This window comes from Peribacillus aracenensis, assembly GCF_025175645.1.
GTDB lineage: Bacteria > Bacillota > Bacilli > Bacillales > DSM-1321 > Peribacillus > Peribacillus aracenensis.
Map to the genome: position 1 here is coordinate 164,609 of NZ_JANZMJ010000005.1, position 16,975 is coordinate 181,583.

13 protein-coding genes are annotated in these 16,975 nt (G+C 43.5%); 6 read left to right on the top strand and 7 right to left on the bottom strand.

Annotated elements, in window-relative coordinates; genetic code table 11:
• Positions 1–293: 293 nt before the first annotated feature.
• Entirely contained in the window at positions 294–413 is a 120-nt protein-coding gene (locus tag N0M92_RS07750; RefSeq protein WP_061465287.1) for a DUF4023 family protein, read from the top strand.
• A gap of 49 nt (positions 414–462) precedes the next feature.
• Here the strand turns inward: N0M92_RS07750 and N0M92_RS07755 are convergent, their stop codons facing one another.
• The 4 genes from N0M92_RS07755 to brnQ form a co-directional block, all read right to left on the bottom strand.
• Positions 463–1,158: a hypothetical protein gene (locus N0M92_RS07755; RefSeq protein ID WP_260285273.1), complete on the bottom strand. Its 696-nt coding sequence runs from the start codon at positions 1,156–1,158 to the stop codon at positions 463–465.
• Positions 1,159–1,363: 205 nt separating this feature from the next.
• Positions 1,364–3,280: a vWA domain-containing protein gene (locus tag N0M92_RS07760; RefSeq protein ID WP_260285217.1), complete on the bottom strand. Its 1,917-nt coding sequence runs from the start codon at positions 3,278–3,280 to the stop codon at positions 1,364–1,366.
• A 15-nt stretch (positions 3,281–3,295) separates the two neighbouring features.
• On the bottom strand, positions 3,296–4,162 hold the full coding sequence (locus N0M92_RS07765) for an ATP-binding protein (RefSeq protein ID WP_192206794.1): 867 nt from the start codon (positions 4,160–4,162) through the stop codon (positions 3,296–3,298).
• 301 nt (positions 4,163–4,463) lie between these two features.
• Positions 4,464–5,795 (bottom strand): branched-chain amino acid transport system II carrier protein, encoded by a 1,332-nt coding sequence (gene brnQ, locus N0M92_RS07770; protein WP_260285218.1) that lies wholly within the window; start codon positions 5,793–5,795, stop codon positions 4,464–4,466.
• A gap of 368 nt (positions 5,796–6,163) precedes the next feature.
• On the opposite strand from brnQ, the gene N0M92_RS07775 reads away from it, so the two are divergent.
• Positions 6,164–6,730 carry a sugar O-acetyltransferase gene (locus N0M92_RS07775; protein WP_260285219.1) on the top strand — a complete coding sequence of 189 codons (567 nt, stop codon included), beginning with the start codon at positions 6,164–6,166 and terminating at the stop codon, positions 6,728–6,730.
• Between the two features lie 43 nt (positions 6,731–6,773).
• Here N0M92_RS07775 and N0M92_RS07780 read toward each other — a convergent pair whose 3' ends face one another.
• Positions 6,774–7,418 carry an SDR family oxidoreductase gene (locus N0M92_RS07780; RefSeq protein WP_260285220.1) on the bottom strand — a complete coding sequence of 215 codons (645 nt, stop codon included), beginning with the start codon at positions 7,416–7,418 and terminating at the stop codon, positions 6,774–6,776.
• 359 nt (positions 7,419–7,777) lie between these two features.
• Here N0M92_RS07780 and N0M92_RS07785 point away from each other — a divergent pair, with 359 nt between their 5' ends.
• Together N0M92_RS07785 and N0M92_RS07790 are read left to right on the top strand one after the other, a co-directional pair.
• Positions 7,778–8,041: a CD3324 family protein gene (locus N0M92_RS07785; protein WP_260285221.1), complete on the top strand. Its 264-nt coding sequence runs from the start codon at positions 7,778–7,780 to the stop codon at positions 8,039–8,041.
• 159 nt (positions 8,042–8,200) lie between these two features.
• Positions 8,201–8,836: a FusB/FusC family EF-G-binding protein gene (locus tag N0M92_RS07790; protein ID WP_260285222.1), complete on the top strand. Its 636-nt coding sequence runs from the start codon at positions 8,201–8,203 to the stop codon at positions 8,834–8,836.
• A gap of 472 nt (positions 8,837–9,308) precedes the next feature.
• On the opposite strand, the gene gltD is transcribed toward N0M92_RS07790, so the two are convergent.
• Entirely contained in the window at positions 9,309–10,790 is a 1,482-nt protein-coding gene (gene gltD / locus N0M92_RS07795; RefSeq protein ID WP_260285223.1) for a glutamate synthase small subunit, read from the bottom strand.
• Positions 10,791–10,806: 16 nt separating this feature from the next.
• Positions 10,807–15,357 (bottom strand): glutamate synthase large subunit, encoded by a 4,551-nt coding sequence (gltB, locus tag N0M92_RS07800; RefSeq protein ID WP_260285225.1) that lies wholly within the window; start codon positions 15,355–15,357, stop codon positions 10,807–10,809.
• Positions 15,358–15,489: 132 nt separating this feature from the next.
• Here gltB and N0M92_RS07805 point away from each other — a divergent pair, with 132 nt between their 5' ends.
• Positions 15,490–16,392 (top strand): LysR family transcriptional regulator, encoded by a 903-nt coding sequence (locus tag N0M92_RS07805; protein WP_260285226.1) that lies wholly within the window; start codon positions 15,490–15,492, stop codon positions 16,390–16,392.
• 366 nt (positions 16,393–16,758) lie between these two features.
• Positions 16,759–16,956: a spore coat protein gene (locus N0M92_RS29440; protein ID WP_397443825.1), complete on the top strand. Its 198-nt coding sequence runs from the start codon at positions 16,759–16,761 to the stop codon at positions 16,954–16,956.
• Positions 16,957–16,975: the final 19 nt, after the last annotated feature.

A 16,975-nucleotide genomic window follows, 5' to 3' on the forward strand; every position in this document is an offset into this window, starting at 1 on the left:
ATATTCGAAATATTCTAATGTAATGTATTCTAACATTAGAAGGTGATATTTAAAGGGATATTTTTTATAAAGGGATCCGTTGTTGTAATTTCCGGGTTAAACTTAACGGAAATTTTCGAAGGATACAATGAAGGACTTCGAAGAGTTTCGGGTGGTGAAAGGCTAGTGGTCGTGTAATGGATACATTTATTTAGTCTTTTATCCCCGTTAATGTAGTCAGATCCCATGCATGACTCATGAATTTCCCCTCTTCTGGTTATAGTAAAGAAGAAAATATCGAGGAGGTACATTCCATGAAAAGTTCAAAGGAATTCGTTGAAAGCATTCAAGAGCAGCAGAAAAAGGAAGAAGGCAATTTCCGCCGTCAAGGCAACGGGAATCCCGCTCAGAAATTACCGAATAAAAAACATTAATGCCCATCTTCAAAAGATCCCAGCCTTAACATAAGGGCTGGGATCCTTTTCACTCCGATGTACTTTTCTTCTTCTTCATCTCTTCGATTTCTTTTGAGAATGTGTCTTCTATCTCTTTTTTATTTCCATATAAAAAGAGGTTATCGCCTAATTTGATTTTATACTCATTTAACTCTTTCCTGATTTTCACTTCTCCGCTTTCAATAAATAAGATATTTATATCAGCTCCATGCGTTATGACGTCAAACGCTTTGACATCTATGAATTCGGAGTCTTCATAAATATCGATCTCCATGACCACGTCTTCATCCTCTAAAAATAGGACCTCCTCTATCGGGTGTTCCCATAATTCATAATGATTGTACATTTCACTTTCCATCTTATTCGATAGTCTATTATTCAGGAATGGAGCTTTCACTAGTACGGCCAGAACCATCAGTATCCCTATAATGATGCTTAACTCCATCAAGCGCAGATCATCTGTAAGCAATGTACTGATCGATGAAATGATGACAGCAAGTGAGAAAGCACCAAATAAAATTAAGAACATGCTTATTTTCCTTCGAATGGGATGATCAATGATGGATTTTGACTCGTCAGTGGTAAAACCAGTCCCTGTCAGCATGGAGATAACCTGAAATCTGGCCACTGTGCTTTTTAATCCAGTCAATTTCATCAAGGTAACCGATATTTCAATAACAAGAACAATGATTAAAAAATAAAGCATCATAAAAATTAAATTCATCAAAATAATCACTTCCTCATCTATGGTTTACCCCAATCCCGACAAAAGAATCGCATTCGTTGTTCTTTTCAAGTTTCCATCCATCTATACGCTTACTGATAATAAAAAAACGCAGTAAGATCCATTGAATCCTACTGCGTTTTTCACTAATATTCTAATCAAATGCATAGCCCGTTTTGAATGACCAGTGGGGGAACTTCGCTTCTCATATGGTCTTCAGCAGCAGTTTTTTTAACAGCGGTGTAAATTGCTCTGGCAATTCAGCTACACTTGGAATCATTAGGCGCTCTTTGCCATAAATGTTTTTCATCGTCAATTCTTCACTTTCCTCGATGCCTCCATCCGCTAAAAACAGGCCAATCACTTCTATGCCCTTTTTCCTGGCTTCCGAAACAGCAAGATGTGTATCGACAATGCCATTTTGATCATAATCGCTTGCTGCCGGCTCACCATCGGAAAACACGAGCAAGAACCGGTTTTTTTCACGCCTTTTTTCCAATTCCATTGTAGCGACCCTGATACTGTATCCGTCCCTGTTGTCTTCCTCTGGTTCAAGCTGCATGATTTTAGCTCCTGAGTTTAGATAAAGAGAATCGGAATGGGACTGGATTACATGGAAGTAGTTCGGCTGATATCCTTCTCTCACTTCATTTGCATCTTCCCAAAATCCAACGATCGAGTGGGGGATCTTTAATTTTTTCAGTACTTCATGAAACAGGACGACCCCTCGTTTCGTTTCATCCATTTTGTTATGCATGGAAGCGGAGCAATCGATCAGCAATGTGAATACGGCATCCATTTCATTTGAATCCTGGTTCTTTTTATAAAAGACCCGAGGATTTTCTTCAAAAACAAGCGGCAGCAATTTCTTCGATAAGCGGCCAAAAACCAAATCTTTTCTTGGTGCGTTCTTTTTATTTTCCAGTGTCTTTTCAATTGTACTGGAGAGTTTTCTCTTGAACGGTTCGATATCCGCAACAAATTCACGGTACCGTTTCTCTTCCGTAAGTGTTGGCATTTTGGCTTCCTTGATTACCTGAACGACGTCTTTGTTTTCTTCACCAAATGGATGTTCACCACTTTTGCCCATATTCGTTTGTTTCTTCTCCAGCGTTTCCTGCTGATTGTATTCCTTTTGTTTACTTTCCCCTGATGAACCCTGGATGGAAGCCAGTGCTTGGTCGGCATCTTCCGCTTCCCGTGCACCTCCGCCCATCAGACTTGTTTTCGTTCCCTGCTCCAATTCAAATTGAAGAAAAGTCGAATTACTCTCGCCGTTCTTATTCTCCCGGTGCCATGTCGAGAATTTTTCATCAATGAACTCACTTTTTTCTTCGTCTGCATCTTCTGTATCATCATTCAACAGTTCATCATTTCTAGTCAGTTCATCAAATAAGGTATTTGCCTTATACTTTTCCACATTTGCAATGGGAAAGATGAAATATTCATTCATCGTATCCTCGTATTCCTCATTCACACGGAAAACGATTTGCTCGCAAATCCTCGTGATGTCACTCGTTTTATTGGCCTCAAAGACAGAATGGATGAACGGTTTGAGTTTCTCCAATTCTTCCAGCTGCCTTACATTGGCTCTTGGGAAAATCGGGTCCGGCCTGTCAGATTGAAGCAGTAAATAGATGAGGCAGTATAATTCATCCAGTGCAAAACTTCTTGTGACATTCGTCGTCAATTGGCTTTCGAAATATTGTTTAAGGTAAGCCCCTCTTACCGAAAACCATTTTTTCGTGCCTGGCCTTTCCTTCTTCACCAATTCTTCCAATCGCAAGTCTTCCAGTAAAGCGAACAATTGGGCCGCAAACTTCGGAAGCGAACTTTCCCCGATGATATCCTGGTACTCCTTCATGTTCTGGATTGTTGAATGATGCAGCGTACCTATCGTCCTAAGGAGCACGTCCGTTTTCAGTCCCGCTTCTTTCACTTCCTTATTGCCATTTTCCCAAAAATGGCTGGCTGTTACCTTATTCTCGATCAAATCAATGAAGGAGCCATAATTGTATTCGAATTCCAGCTCAGGAATGCCGGATAAAACAGTCGAGAGATCCTGCAGCTGTAAAAAAAGAGCCGTATCTATTATTGAATCATTGAAACGGATATACTTCATGTGGCATTCTCCTAGTTAGAATAATGTGTCAGCCAAGTTCTTCACAAACTCACGCTCCCGTTCCTCGTCCAACTTATCCACTATGGAACGAAGAATCGCCCGTTTCGGCGGGATCAACACACTCAGATCGCAAGCATCAAGCAAAGCCCTGATCGACGCCGCATCTTCAGCCACCTTCCCTTGATTCACGGCATTTATCAAATCACTCGACAGTTTAACGAACAGTTCAATGCTTTTTGGGTCCTTCAACTTTGTATTGGTTTCTATCAATTGCTTTAACTGCTCCCCTTCGATATAAGGAACTTCAATTACGACAAATCTATTTTTTAGCGCTTCATTCAGCGGCACTGTACCGACATACCCTTCGTTGATTGCAGCAATTACATTAAAGCCATCTTTTGCCGTTATGACTTCATTCGTGAACGGATTCGTTATCGTCCTTCTGTAATCAAGCACACCATTGATAAGCGGCAGTGTTTCCGGCTTTGCCATGTTGATTTCATCTATATATAGGAAATGACCGTGATTCATCGAATTTGTCACAGGTCCAGGAACGAATTCTATCACCTGTTTTTCCTCTTTGTAAGCCAACGTCTTGAAGCCCAATAAGCTTTCGGCATCCAAGTCGACTGAGCAGTTGACACTGAACATCGGCTGGTTGAATAAATTCGATAATGTCTCGGCAAACTTTGTCTTTCCAGCCCCTGTCGGGCCCTTCAAGAGGATATTCTTCCCCATGCTTAAGGCCGTGATGGCATCCACCATCAACTCCATCTCGGGAGGCAGATATCCGCCGCTCCTGATCAATTCCTCGAATTGAACAGGATTTTTTTTGCTTGCTTGTAATATATTTGCGATTTCTATTGGTAATCGATTGATCATTGTGTTCCTACACCCCTTTCTGAACATTTTAAGGCTCTTTCCCATTAAAAACAAACACTAAGAAAAGGAGCTGTCATCAAGACAGCTCCCAGACTGCAGGCAAACTAGAAGAAGAGCTAGTTTGCCTGCAGTTTTTTTAAAAAACATCCAGTTGATTGAAGCGGGTGTTCGAGACTCCTGCTTAGAAAAGCGCGTCCAAGGGAGACCCCACAGGCACAAAGAGCGCCGAGGAGGCTCCCAGACCGCCCGCGGAAAGCGAGTGCCTGGAGGCAACGTTATTCGAAGTTCATTCTGATATTCCTTAATAGGCTTCCTTTGGGTCACCTTTCATAAGGTATACCATATAGCCCAATACACCGCCGATGATGGCAGGAATCACCCATCCCACCCCTACACTATATAGTGGAAGGTATTGATTGAAAAGGTCCGAAACAGCTTCCATTTTAATGCCTGATGCCACTATTCCATCCATTATGCTGATGATCGCCGTTAATAATAAGCTTCCTAAATATACCTCCGATTTCCCTTTAAAAAAGGAATGGAAGAATGTTAGAACAATCAAAACGATCGCTACAGGATAAAGAGCCGTTAACACAGGCACTGTAATGGAAATGAGCTTGGTCAAACCTACATTGGCAACAGCCGCACTAAAAACAGCGAAAATAACGACATATGATTTATACGATACAGCAGGAAGTATTTTATTGAAATACGTAGCACAAGCCGTTATCAAACCGATGCTTGTCGTTAAGCATGCAGCGATTACAATCAATCCTAACAACACGGCACCAGCAGGTCCGAAAAAATGATTCGAGGCTTGAGCCAAAACGTCTCCGCCATTCCCCAGCAGACCGAGTTTTTCCACACTTGTTGCCCCTACATAAGTCAATGACGTATAAACGATCACCAACAAAGTGGCAGCTATAATGCCAGCTTTCACACAAGATCTTAACACTTCTTTTCTTGATGTTATCCCTTTATCTTTGAATGCATTGATGACAATGATTCCAAATGCAAATCCGGCCAGCGTATCCATAGTCAAATACCCTTCTTTGAACCCCTTAAAGAAAGAATTATCTGAATAATCAACCGCTGGTGACTGGATTTCACCCATTGGATTAATGATGGCGACCACAATGAGGATCCCGATGAAAATCAATAATAATGGTGTTAATATTTTCCCGACGATATCCAGCATTTTTGATGGATTGATGGATAATAAACAGGCAATTCCAAAGTATATGATCGTGAATATCAGCAATGGTAAAAAGCCGACATCATTAGAAAGGAAAGGTTTAATCCCTATTTCGTAGGATACACTCCCTGTTCTGGGAAGTGCGAAAAGCGGTCCCAAAGACAAATAAAGAACGACTGTGAAAATGATGCCGAATAATGGGTGTGCCCTGCTTGCAAGCGATTGAACATCATTTTTTCCCGAAAAACCAAATGCCAATATTGTAATGAATGGCAAACCGACCCCAGTAATGATGAACCCTAAACTGGCCGTCCATAAATTAGTCCCGGCGGATTGCCCGAGCATGGCAGGGAAAATTAAGTTTCCTGCACCAAAAAATAAAGCAAAAAGCATTAACCCTGTTACAATGATAAAAGAAAGTGGTGCTTTCTGTGTCATATAGAGCCCTCCATTGTGTTGATTATCTTAACGAAGAAAAGAGTCGTCCATCAATTTCCCATAAAAATAAGTGCCAAGAACTGCGAACGTATTCTACCTATCTGTTAAAATATACCTTCATGAAACTATCAATCATCCATAACTCTCCTTACTATAAAATCAGGCGGAACGTTTGTCAAAGTTATTTCATTCATTATTCGGAAAAATCTTTCTTTTCTAATTTCTTTTTCAAAAAAATGAGCGAGGCAGTTAGGTTCAACAGAAAAGTTTGAGTAAAAAGTACTGCAATTTATTTTGCAGAAAAAATATTTAAATATTCTGATATTTATCAAAAACATCTAAAAACCGAATAAATAGGAGGAGTTAACATGAATACGGAAAAAGAAAAAATGGTGAGCGGGGAACCTTACATGGCCGCTGATCCGGAATTAGTAAGAGATAGGGAAAATGCCAGAAAGTTGACCCGGTTATACAATCAGACAACGGAAAGCGAAGGAGATGAACGAACTGCCCTGCTGAAACAGCTTTTAGGTTCCACTGGTCTAAATGTATATATTGAACCCACTTTCCGTTGTGACTATGGATACAACATTTCTGTCGGAGAAAACTTTTATGCTAATTTCGATTGTGTCATTTTGGACGTTTGTGAAGTGAAAATTGGCAAGGACTGCATGTTGGCTCCCGGAGTGCATATCTATACAGCCACACACCCGCTGGATCCCTTTGAACGCAGTTCTGGAGTGGAATACGGAAAACCTGTTACGATCGGGGATCATGTATGGATTGGCGGAGGGGCCATCATCAATCCTGGCATAACAATAGGGAATCATTCCGTCGTCGCTTCAGGGGCAGTCGTAACAAAGGATGTTCCTGAAGGCGTTGTTGTCGGCGGAAACCCAGCGAAGGTCATCAAGCATATTGAAGGAATTAAATAAGGCAGGGCCCACTCAACCTGAGTGGCCCTGCCTCCTTTTTTCGTTAAATTTCCCTTAATGCTTCCGCGATTGCAGTATCACCAGAGATTAAATCAAATGAACGCTTGTAGGTATTTTCTTCAGTTAAAGAAGCAAAAATAGTTCGAGCCACATCTTCACGGGCAATCGGACCTCGCTCCAATTCTTCGGCGGCTGCCACTTTGCCTGTCCCCGGTTCATTCACCAGACCGCCTGGCTTAATGATGGTATAATTTAAATCGCTTTGTAACAATGCCCTATCCGCGTAGTGCTTGGCCACATAATATGGTTTGATGGCTTCATTCCAGTTTTCGCGATTATTGGCCTGAAAAGCACTCACCATGATGAATCGGTTGATTCCCAAGTTTTCTGCCGCTTCAATCGTTTTTACAGCACCATCCAAATCAATCAACAGCGTTTGATCAGCACCGGTGCTTCCTCCAGATCCTGCAGTAAACACGATGGCATCGCATCCTTTTGCCGCATTCGAAATCTCATCCACCGATCCGGTTAAGCTCACGAGAGCAGATTCAATTCCCTTTTTCTCTAAATGCTTACTTTGTTCTTCTTTACGAACCATTGCCCGTACACTATGTTCCGGGCTATCTTTTAATAAATCTACAAGATATTTACCGATCTGCCCATTTGCCCCAACTACGAATACTTTCATAAAGGTCAGCTCCCATAATGGTTAGTTTGGTTTCCATTCAAATTATTTCATGGACTCAGAACATTATCAAACAATCAGCCCGCCGAGTCATCTTTAACATTGGAAATAGTTTGGCAACCACCCTTATATATTTTATAATAAAAACAATACGTGTTCTTCAGGGACATAACGGGGAGGTGTAAAGATGGCAATCAGAATGTTAATGCCACCTTCTGCAGCATCTCATGCAAAGCCCAGTATTGGAGGCGATACTTTGCATGGGGTTGAATTAAGCTAAACTTAATCGCCCGCCTTATCATTTCTAATATTCGGCTTTGCACCTTATTTCATTTTAAAAAAAGAATAAGGGGCTGGCAGAAATGAAATATGTAAAAGCGACGTCCGTTTTGCCTGAAAAGCTGATCGTTGAAATTCAAAAGTATGTGCAAGGTGAAACCATATATATCCCTAAACCTGAAAAGGCCCATCACAAATGGGGAACCCGTTCGGGATCAAGGGAATTGATCGATGACCGAAATGCCTCTATAAAATATGCATTCAAAGACGGTCATACCATCCAACAATTAGCAGAGGAACATTTTCTCTCCGCAGAAACCATCAAGAAAATCGTTTATTCCAAATAGGATTGCATGGATAGCACTGGTAATGATATCAGTGCTATTTGTATGCCGAGTATGTTTCTTAGTCGTTTTCCCCCTTTTAAAGCAGATGCGATTTCTATAAAGTAAAGAAAAACGATATCATGTGAAAAGTAACGAGCAACAGAAACAGGAGTGAAGAAAATGGAAGCTTTTATCAGGAGCGAGCAGTATAACTTCATAAAATCCCAAACACAGATTCTCATAAATGGACACGCGACGGCCAACGATAAGGATGTTATCACCACCTTGAAAACAGTCGCCAAAGAACGAGTATTAAGCTTATTCAGTGACCTGAGCGAAGAGCAAAAACAACTGCTGGATCCAGTAGATACCATTAAAGATCCCGCACAAGCCGAAGCCTTTCTCTTACAGGTAAAGCCATTTGTGATCCCATTTAAAGTAGTAACCGAAAAAACGATAAAAAAATTATTTCCTAAAGCAAAGAAATTAAAAGTCCCTTTGTTGGAAAACATTGATTTGAGAGAGATTTCCTATTTGGGATGGGATGATGTCGGTTCCGGGAAAAAATTCATCATTGCACCCCATCATAATAAACTCACCGGATTGCACGGAACCATTAAACCTGCCAACAAAAAAGGGATCTGTGCCATATGCAGCCGCTTTGAAGAAGTAGGGATGTTCATGTCTGAAACAAAAGGAACCGTCCAAGGGACATTTATTAGAAAAGGGAATTATATTTGTCTGGACAGTATGAAATGCAACCAGAACGTAACCACTTTGGATAAAATGACCGACCTAATCGAGCGGCTGAAATAATAAGGAAAAGCGATCCTTCAATGGCGAAGGATTGCTTTTTAGTTTTTGCTAAGCACGAAGCGGCCAGTTTAAAAAATCCCCATTTTTGTCCCGCTTATGGAATCCAAGAACAACTTCAATTTCTATTGTTCAAGCGGAAGTTATCATCCTCCTGCAATCGAAGAATACTTTAATGAAACGATACAGACCTATGTGGAAAGTAAAATCTCTTTCCGATCATAGGCACATGTTGAATGGGCAACCATGGAAGAGCCGCTGCATATCATAGAGGATTTTGAGTCGTGAGTTCGTACACTTACTCGTGAGTTTTGGCGCTTTACTCGTGAGTTTTGGCGCTTTACTCGTGAATTCCAACCATTTACTCGTGAGTTTTGGCCTTTTACTCGTGAGTTTCGGCGCTTTACTCGTGAATTCCACATTTCCCACCACACAAAAAAAAGAAGCACCATTATGGCACTTCCTTTTTTAAAAATTAAGGCAATACCGTTGCGCCCATCAAGTAGCGGTCCACTTCTCTCGCTACTTCACGGCCTTCATTGATTGCCCAAACGATGAGGCTTTGCCCTCTCCTTGCATCTCCGGCAGCGAAAACTCCTTCGACATTCGTTTTGTATTCGCCATAGACGGCATCAATTTTTTGATTTACTGTTTCTACGCCAAATTGAGTTAATAGCGGCATTTCGGTTCCTTCAAATCCGATTGCGATGAAAACGAATTGTGCAGGCCATACTTTTTCAGTTCCTGGAACTTCCCTGAAAATGTACATTCCGTCTTCGCCTTTGATTTTTTCCATTGAGATTGTGTGCAGTTCTTTAACGTTGCCATTTTCATCGGCTACGATTTTTTTGGTTTGGATTGAATATTGTCGCGGATCTGCACCGAATTTCGCTTCCGCTTCTTCATACGCATAATCAAGGGAAAATACATTCGGGTAGGCCGGCCACATATTATCGGATGTACGGGCCGTCGGAAGGATTGGATGCTTCCCGAATTGCACGACGCTCTTACATTCCTGGCGAAGGGCAGTTGCGACACAGTCAGCTCCTGTATCCCCGCCGCCGATGACGATGACGTCCTTCCCCTTAGTGTCTATGAACTTGCCGTCTTCAAAATTGGAGTCCAACAGGCTTTTAGTCGAAGTCGTCAAGTAATCCATTGCAAGGTGAATGCCTGATGCCTCGCTTCCTTCAATTACCAGGTCACGCTGCTTTTGGGCGCCTGTGCAAAGGATGACTGCATCATATTGATTTTGCAGTTCTTCGGCTGTTATATCTTTGCCTACTTCTGTATTGGTAATGAAATCGATGCCTTCCTGGGTCAATAATTTAATTCGGCGTGCAACGACATCTTTTTCAAGTTTCATGTTCGGGATGCCGTATGTCAACAGCCCCCCTGCACGGTCTGAGCGCTCATAAACCGTGACCGAATGACCTGCCTGATTCAACTGGTCGGCACTCGCTAATCCAGCCGGTCCTGAACCGATGATGGCAATTTTCTTGCCGGTTCTGCTTTCAGGGATGCGAGGCGTGATCCAGCCATTTTCAAATCCTTTGTCGATGATGGTCCTTTCAATGTTCTTGATGGTAACGGCAGGATCGCTTATCGCTACTGTACAAGACCCTTCACAAGGGGCCGGACAGACGCGCCCGGTGAATTCAGGGAAATTATTCGTTTTCGATAAACGGTCCAATGCTTCTTTCCATCTGCCGCGGTACACCAAATCATTCCACTCCGGGATCAGATTATGAATCGGGCAGCCTGTTGTGACCCGGTTCAATTCCATGCCCATATGGCAGAAAGGGGTGGCGCAGTCCATACACCGCGCTCCCTGTGTACTTAACTTTTCATCAGAGAAAGGAGCTGTATATTCTCTCCAGTCACTTAAACGAGTGAGAGGATTCCGGTCTTTTGGTTTTTCTCGCGGGTAATCCATAAATCCTGTTGCTTTTCCCATCTTTCTCTCCCCTTCCTTACTGCATCACAGCTTGTTTAGTGATTTTTTTATCTTGAACGGCATTTGCTTGGAATGCACTCATGATCGCTTCTTCATCCGTTAGCCCTGCACGCTTCTGCTCATTGATGCTTTTGATCATCCGTTTGTAATCTTTCGGTATGACTTTTACGAATTTCTTGGCAAAATCCGCCCAGTTCTCCAGTACATACGAGGCTTTGGCACTTTCAGTATAATGAACGTGGCTGTAAAGCATTTCTTTTACTTCGTTTGCATCATCCATATCATCAAGCGTCTCGAATTCTATCATTTCACCATTGCATAATGCCTTGAATTCTTCTGCATCATCAGCAAGTACATAAGCGATGCCGCCTGACATGCCCGCCGCAAAGTTTTTGCCGACGTTGCCCAGAATGACCACGCGTCCGCCTGTCATATACTCACAGCCATGATCGCCAATTCCTTCAACGACGACGTTGACTCCACTGTTCCGTACTGCAAATCGCTCTCCCGCACGGCCATTCATGTAGGCCTCGCCGCTTGTTCCACCATATAAGGCGATATTTCCGGCAATTACATTGTCCCCAGCCTCAATCTGATTGCCAGCAGGTGCCGTGACAATGATCTTTCCGCCAGATAAGCCTTTCCCAACATAGTCATTGACATCACCTGTCAAATACATCGACATCCCTTTTGGAATGAACGCTCCGAAGCTCTGGCCCGCCGATCCCGTAAAACGAAGTGTGATCGTATCTTCAGGCAGCCCTTCTTCCCCATAGCGTTTGGATACTTCACTGCCGACAATCGTTCCGACCACACGGTTCACGTTTGTAATCGGGAAGCTGACGTCCACCTGGGTTTGGTCATCCAAAGCAGGCTCCACAACCGGTAAAATCTCACGGATATCCAGGGATTCATCAATTTTATGATTTTGAGGAAGTTGATACGTACGTATCCCCTCCGGTTGGAAAAGAAGTGTCGTCAAGTCCAGATGCTTCGCTTTCCAATGGTTTTGCGCCCGCTCGCTCACTTGTAAAACATCAGTGCGGCCGACCATTTCTTCCAGTGTTCTAAATCCAAGCTCGGCCATCGTTTCCCGCACTTCCTCAGCGATGAAGCGCATGAAATTCACGACATGATCCGGATCTCCTGTGAATTTGCTGCGAAGCTCAGGGTTTTGAGTAGCTACCCCGACTGGACATGTATCCAAATGGCAAGCACGCATCATGACACAGCCGAGGACCACAAGCGGTGCTGTAGCAAAGCCGAATTCTTCCGCTCCAAGGATAGCTGCCATGACCACATCGCGTCCCGTCATTAACTTTCCATCCGTTTCAAGGACTACACGGCTGCGCAGGCCATTCAACATCAATGTTTGGTGTGCTTCGGCAAGGCCCAGCTCCCAAGGAAGACCTGTATGTTTGATACTTGTTTTTGGTGATGCCCCCGTACCGCCATCATACCCGCTGATAACGATGACATCCGCGGCTCCTTTGGCCACACCGGCTGCAATTGTGCCTACGCCTGCTTTTGATACAAGTTTGACGCTGATTCTGGCATCACGGTTCGCATTTTTCAAATCGTGAATCAGCTGTGCCAGATCTTCAATCGAATAGATATCATGATGCGGAGGCGGTGAAATCAGGCCGACACCTGGTGTGGAACCACGGACCTCCGCGACCCAAGGATATACTTTGTTCCCTGGCAGCTGGCCGCCTTCACCCGGCTTTGCACCTTGCGCCATTTTGATTTGAAGTTCATCTGCATTAACAAGGTAATGACTTTTCACTCCAAAACGACCGGATGCAATTTGTTTAATTCCGCTGCGGCGGTCATCGCCGTTTTCATCCAGTTGGTAACGGCTAGGATGCTCCCCGCCTTCACCGCTATTACTTTTTCCGCCTAAACGGTTCATCGCAATCGCTAATGTTTCATGTGCTTCCTGACTCAAAGAACCGAATGACATCGCGCCCGTTTTGAATCGGCTGACGATGGATTCCACGGTTTCCACTTCATCTATGGAAATGCTTTGGCGTTTCTGATCGAACGAGAATAAATTCCGTAAAAACCCGAGTCTCTCTTCATTCGCCATGTTTGAATATTGCTTAAATAAATTATAGTCGCCTTTCCGGCAGGCCCATTGCAGTGTGTGGATCGTTTTAGGATTGAAAGCATGATGTTCCCCTGTTTTTCTCCATTGAAAATCACTTCCGCTTTCAAGAGTTCGGTCAAGTGAATCGGCTGTAGCTTTCCTATGGCGAATCAACGCCTCATCTGCGATCGTTTCCAAATCGATCCCACTAAGCTGCGATGCCGTACCGCTGAAATAGCGTTCGATCACTTCAGCACCGATTCCGACCGCTTCGAAAATTTGTGCGCCGCGATAACTTTGAATCGTTGAAATCCCCATTTTCGACATCACTTTTACGATGCCTTCTGTCAACGAGCGTACATATTTCCTTACGGTTTCTTCGTAGCTGATGGACAAACTGCCTTCCAATACCGCCTGCTTATATGTTTCATAAGCAAGGTATGGGTAAATCGCATCCACTCCATACCCGATCAGGGATGCATAATGATGGACTTCCCTTGCTTCCCCCGATTCAACGATAATGCTCACTTTCGTACGGTTCCCATGACGGATCAGCTCTTGATGTAGGGCACTCGCAGCCAGCAGGGAAGGAATCGCAGCTTTTTCTTTGCTCATATCCTTGTCAGATAATATCAAAAGGCTGACACCATCAGCGATCGCTTGTTCCGCTTCACGGCAGATGCGATCGAGTTCTCTATCTAAATCTTCTGAAAATAAAGTGTGAATGACTTTGCTCCTGAATTCAGGATAGGCATTTTCTTTCAACTGCTGCATTTGACCTGGCGTCAATACAGGTGAATCCAATTGAATGCGGCGGCTGTTCGTTTCATCCGGTTTCAGCAAATCTCCTTCCGCACCCAGAAATGTCATCGTTGACGTGACGATCTGTTCACGAAGTGAATCGATTGGCGGGTTGGTTACCTGTGCAAAAGATTGCTTGAAATAGTTGAATAGCGATTGCGGGCGATCTGATAAGACCGCTAATGGAATGTCATTCCCCATGCTGCCAAGTGGATCTTTGCCTTCGTTAATGACCGGCAGTAAATATTTTTGGACATCTTCATACGTGTATCCGAACGCTTTTTGCCTGAATAACAAATCACTCAATGGCTCCCCTTCGAGCACAGGTTCTTCGTCACGCAATTGAACAAGCTGTTCGTCCAGCCATTGCTGGTATGGTTTTTCCTGAGCCATTTCCGACTTGATCTCTTCATCGGAAACAATACGGCCTTCCTCTAAATCTATTAAAAGCATTCTGCCTGGGCTTAAACGATCTTTATATAATACATTCTCCGGCTCCACATCGATCACACCGACTTCGGATGAGAAAATGATGTAATCATCTTTTGTCACATAATACCTTGCCGGCCTTAAACCATTTCGATCAAGGATGGCACCGATTTGCTTGCCATTCGTAAAGGATATGGCCGTCGGACCATCCCATGGCTCCATGAGCATGCTATGATATTCGTAAAATGCCTTCTTTTCCTTCGTCATATGCGGATTCTCCGTCCACGGTTCAGGAATGAGCATCATCGCCGCATGTGCCGGCTTACGCCCGGCAAGCACGAAGAATTCAAGTGCATTATCAAGAATCGAGGAATCACTGCCGTCTATATCCAGAATAGGCAGGACCTTTTGCAAGTCATCCCCGAATGCTTCCGACACGAACTGCTGCTCACGCGCTTTCATCCAATTCACATTGCCCCTAAGCGTATTGATTTCGCCATTATGGATCAGGTAACGGTTTGGATGTGCCCGTTCCCAACTAGGAAAAGTATTCGTGCTGAAGCGGGAATGCACTAAAGCGAAAGCCGAAACGAAAGACTCCTGTTGAAGGTCAAGATAAAAAGCATCCACCTGCTCTGGCGTCAATAATCCTTTGTATACGATCGTAGCACTTGAAAGGCTGGCAAAATAGAAACGTTTGCCGCGTTCACGGGCCCAGTTTTCAGCTTGTTTTCTGATAATGAACAATTTACGTTCAAAAGCTAAATCATCTGTCAGCCCAACGCTTGCCCCGATGAAAACTTGGCGGATCGTCGGACATGTCTCCTTGCCGACCTCCCCGATTTTCGTTGCATCAACAGGAACCGTTCTCCAGCCTAATAGCGTTTGGCCCTCTTGTTCGATAAATGCATTCAAACGAGTTTCGATTTCATTCCGTTCATCATCATTGTTAGAGAAAAAGAGCATGCCTACACCATAGCGTCCTTTTGCCGGCAAATTCATTTCCGGGCATGCCAGCCTGAAATATTCATCAGGAATCTGTACCATTAATCCTGCGCCATCTCCTGTAAGGGGATCGCTGCCTTGTCCGCCGCGATGATCTAATTGGCACAGCATATCCAGTCCTTGTTTGACGATGTCATGTGTAGCAAGCCCTTTTAAATGAGCGTATAAACCGATCCCACATGCATCATGTTCAAATTCAGGATGGTAGAGCCCTTGTGCTTTTGGTATTTGATTGTATGTCATATTAATCGCTCCCATCGTATTCTTACACCGTTATGTCACTTACATTTATTCTAGGTTTTCAAATCGATATAAACAATATATAATTCTAGTAGAATCTATCTCACTTTGAGATGAATGCCAGGAGGATAAAAAATGGAACTACGGCAATTACGTTATTTTGTTGAAGTCGCCGAGAGAGAACACGTCTCTGAAGCCGCCGAGCACCTGCATATTGCACAATCAGCGATCAGCCGGCAAATCTCCAGACTGGAAGATGAGCTTGGCGTTCTTTTATTCGAGAAAATCGGCCGTAATATCCAGTTAACTCCCATCGGTAAAATTTTCTTGATTCATGCAAAAACGGCGATACAGGCGATAGAATATGCCAAATATCAAATTGATGAGTTTTTGGACCCTGAACACGGAAGCATTAAAATCGGGTTCCCGACCAGCCTTTCCACCCATTTACTTCCTACCGTCATTTCCGCTTTTAAAGATGAGCAGCCGAATATCGGCTTCCATTTAAGACAGGGATCTTATTCCTCGTTAAAGGACGCTGTCAAAAATCGCGAAATCGGATTAGCCTTCCTTGGACCGATTCCGACAAACGATCCAGATATCGAAGGTCATATCCTGTTCACGGAAAACATTTCCGCTTTACTGCCGATAACGCACCCATTGGCCGAAAGGAAAAGTCTGCGTCTAAGTGACTTGCGAAATGATCCCTTCGTCTTGTTTCCAAAAGGATACATCTTTCACACTATCGCTCTCGAAGCATGCAAAGCAGCCGGTTTCACACCGAACATCGCCTCGGAAGGTGAAGACATGGATTCCATAAAAGGGCTCGTATCTGCCGGAATCGGAGTCAGTCTGCTCCCTGATAGTACCTTTTATGAAGTCATTCCAAGACTGACTGTCAAAATCCCGATCGATTCACCTGAAGTCAAACGGACTGTCGGCATCATCACTTCCAAAAACAGGGAGTTGGCACCATCAGAAAAACTTTTTTACCAATTTACCAAAAAGTTCTTCTCTGTTCTCGAGCAATATCAATAAAAACGGCGATCCTCCTGAACTGTGTATGTGAAGGAAGATGGGACAGCCTTTTCCATAAACAAATAACGTAACAAGATTATTCGTTCGGGAGGAATATACAGGAAACACTTGAGCTTCATGAATTGGACGCCGCCCAGTCCAATGCTCTTATGAAATTTAAAAAAGCTTATCCGAAAATAAAAGACCCCATTTTAAAAAAGATATATAGGCAAACGATTGATTCTATTACCCAAAACATCATGGATCTGCTGCAATTTTATCCATTGACGCCTAGGACGGGCCGGGATTACGATGTAACAAGGGATGACGCATCGGCCGCTGCTGCTAGGGAACTGCTGATCTTTGCCAAAACATCCTTCAAAAATTATGCTGGGTGCCATTCCTGAAACAGCCACCCCTTCCCTCCGAAAGGTATTTAGGAAGCATTTAAATGGAGCCATCGATACCCACGCCAAGATATTCCACTGCCTTTATGAAAGAAATCTCTATCCTGCATACGACTTTAACCAATTGCTTCAAAATGACGTCGATGTTGCCAATCAGGCTCTTTCCCAACCATTCTAAATGCAACAAAAAGGCAAGC

Excerpts from the sequence above, each read along its gene's own strand:
- N0M92_RS07765 (WP_192206794.1), bottom strand. The coding sequence starts at position 4,162 with ATGATCAATCGATTACCAATAGAAATCGCAAATATATTACAAGCAAGC.
- N0M92_RS07775 (WP_260285219.1), top strand. The coding sequence starts at position 6,164 with ATGAATACGGAAAAAGAAAAAATGGTGAGCGGGGAACCTTACATGGCC.
- N0M92_RS07760 (WP_260285217.1), bottom strand. The coding sequence starts at position 3,280 with ATGAAGTATATCCGTTTCAATGATTCAATAATAGATACGGCTCTTTTT.
- N0M92_RS07780 (WP_260285220.1), bottom strand. The coding sequence starts at position 7,418 with ATGAAAGTATTCGTAGTTGGGGCAAATGGGCAGATCGGTAAATATCTT.
- gltB (WP_260285225.1), bottom strand. The coding sequence starts at position 15,357 with ATGACATACAATCAAATACCAAAAGCACAAGGGCTCTACCATCCTGAA.
- N0M92_RS07805 (WP_260285226.1), top strand. The coding sequence starts at position 15,490 with ATGGAACTACGGCAATTACGTTATTTTGTTGAAGTCGCCGAGAGAGAA.
- N0M92_RS29440 (WP_397443825.1), top strand. The coding sequence starts at position 16,759 with ATGCTGGGTGCCATTCCTGAAACAGCCACCCCTTCCCTCCGAAAGGTA.
- N0M92_RS07755 (WP_260285273.1), bottom strand. The coding sequence starts at position 1,158 with ATGAATTTAATTTTTATGATGCTTTATTTTTTAATCATTGTTCTTGTT.
- N0M92_RS07785 (WP_260285221.1), top strand. The coding sequence starts at position 7,778 with ATGAAATATGTAAAAGCGACGTCCGTTTTGCCTGAAAAGCTGATCGTT.
- gltD (WP_260285223.1), bottom strand. The coding sequence starts at position 10,790 with ATGGGAAAAGCAACAGGATTTATGGATTACCCGCGAGAAAAACCAAAA.
- N0M92_RS07790 (WP_260285222.1), top strand. The coding sequence starts at position 8,201 with ATGGAAGCTTTTATCAGGAGCGAGCAGTATAACTTCATAAAATCCCAA.
- N0M92_RS07750 (WP_061465287.1), top strand. The coding sequence starts at position 294 with ATGAAAAGTTCAAAGGAATTCGTTGAAAGCATTCAAGAGCAGCAGAAA.
- brnQ (WP_260285218.1), bottom strand. The coding sequence starts at position 5,795 with ATGACACAGAAAGCACCACTTTCTTTTATCATTGTAACAGGGTTAATG.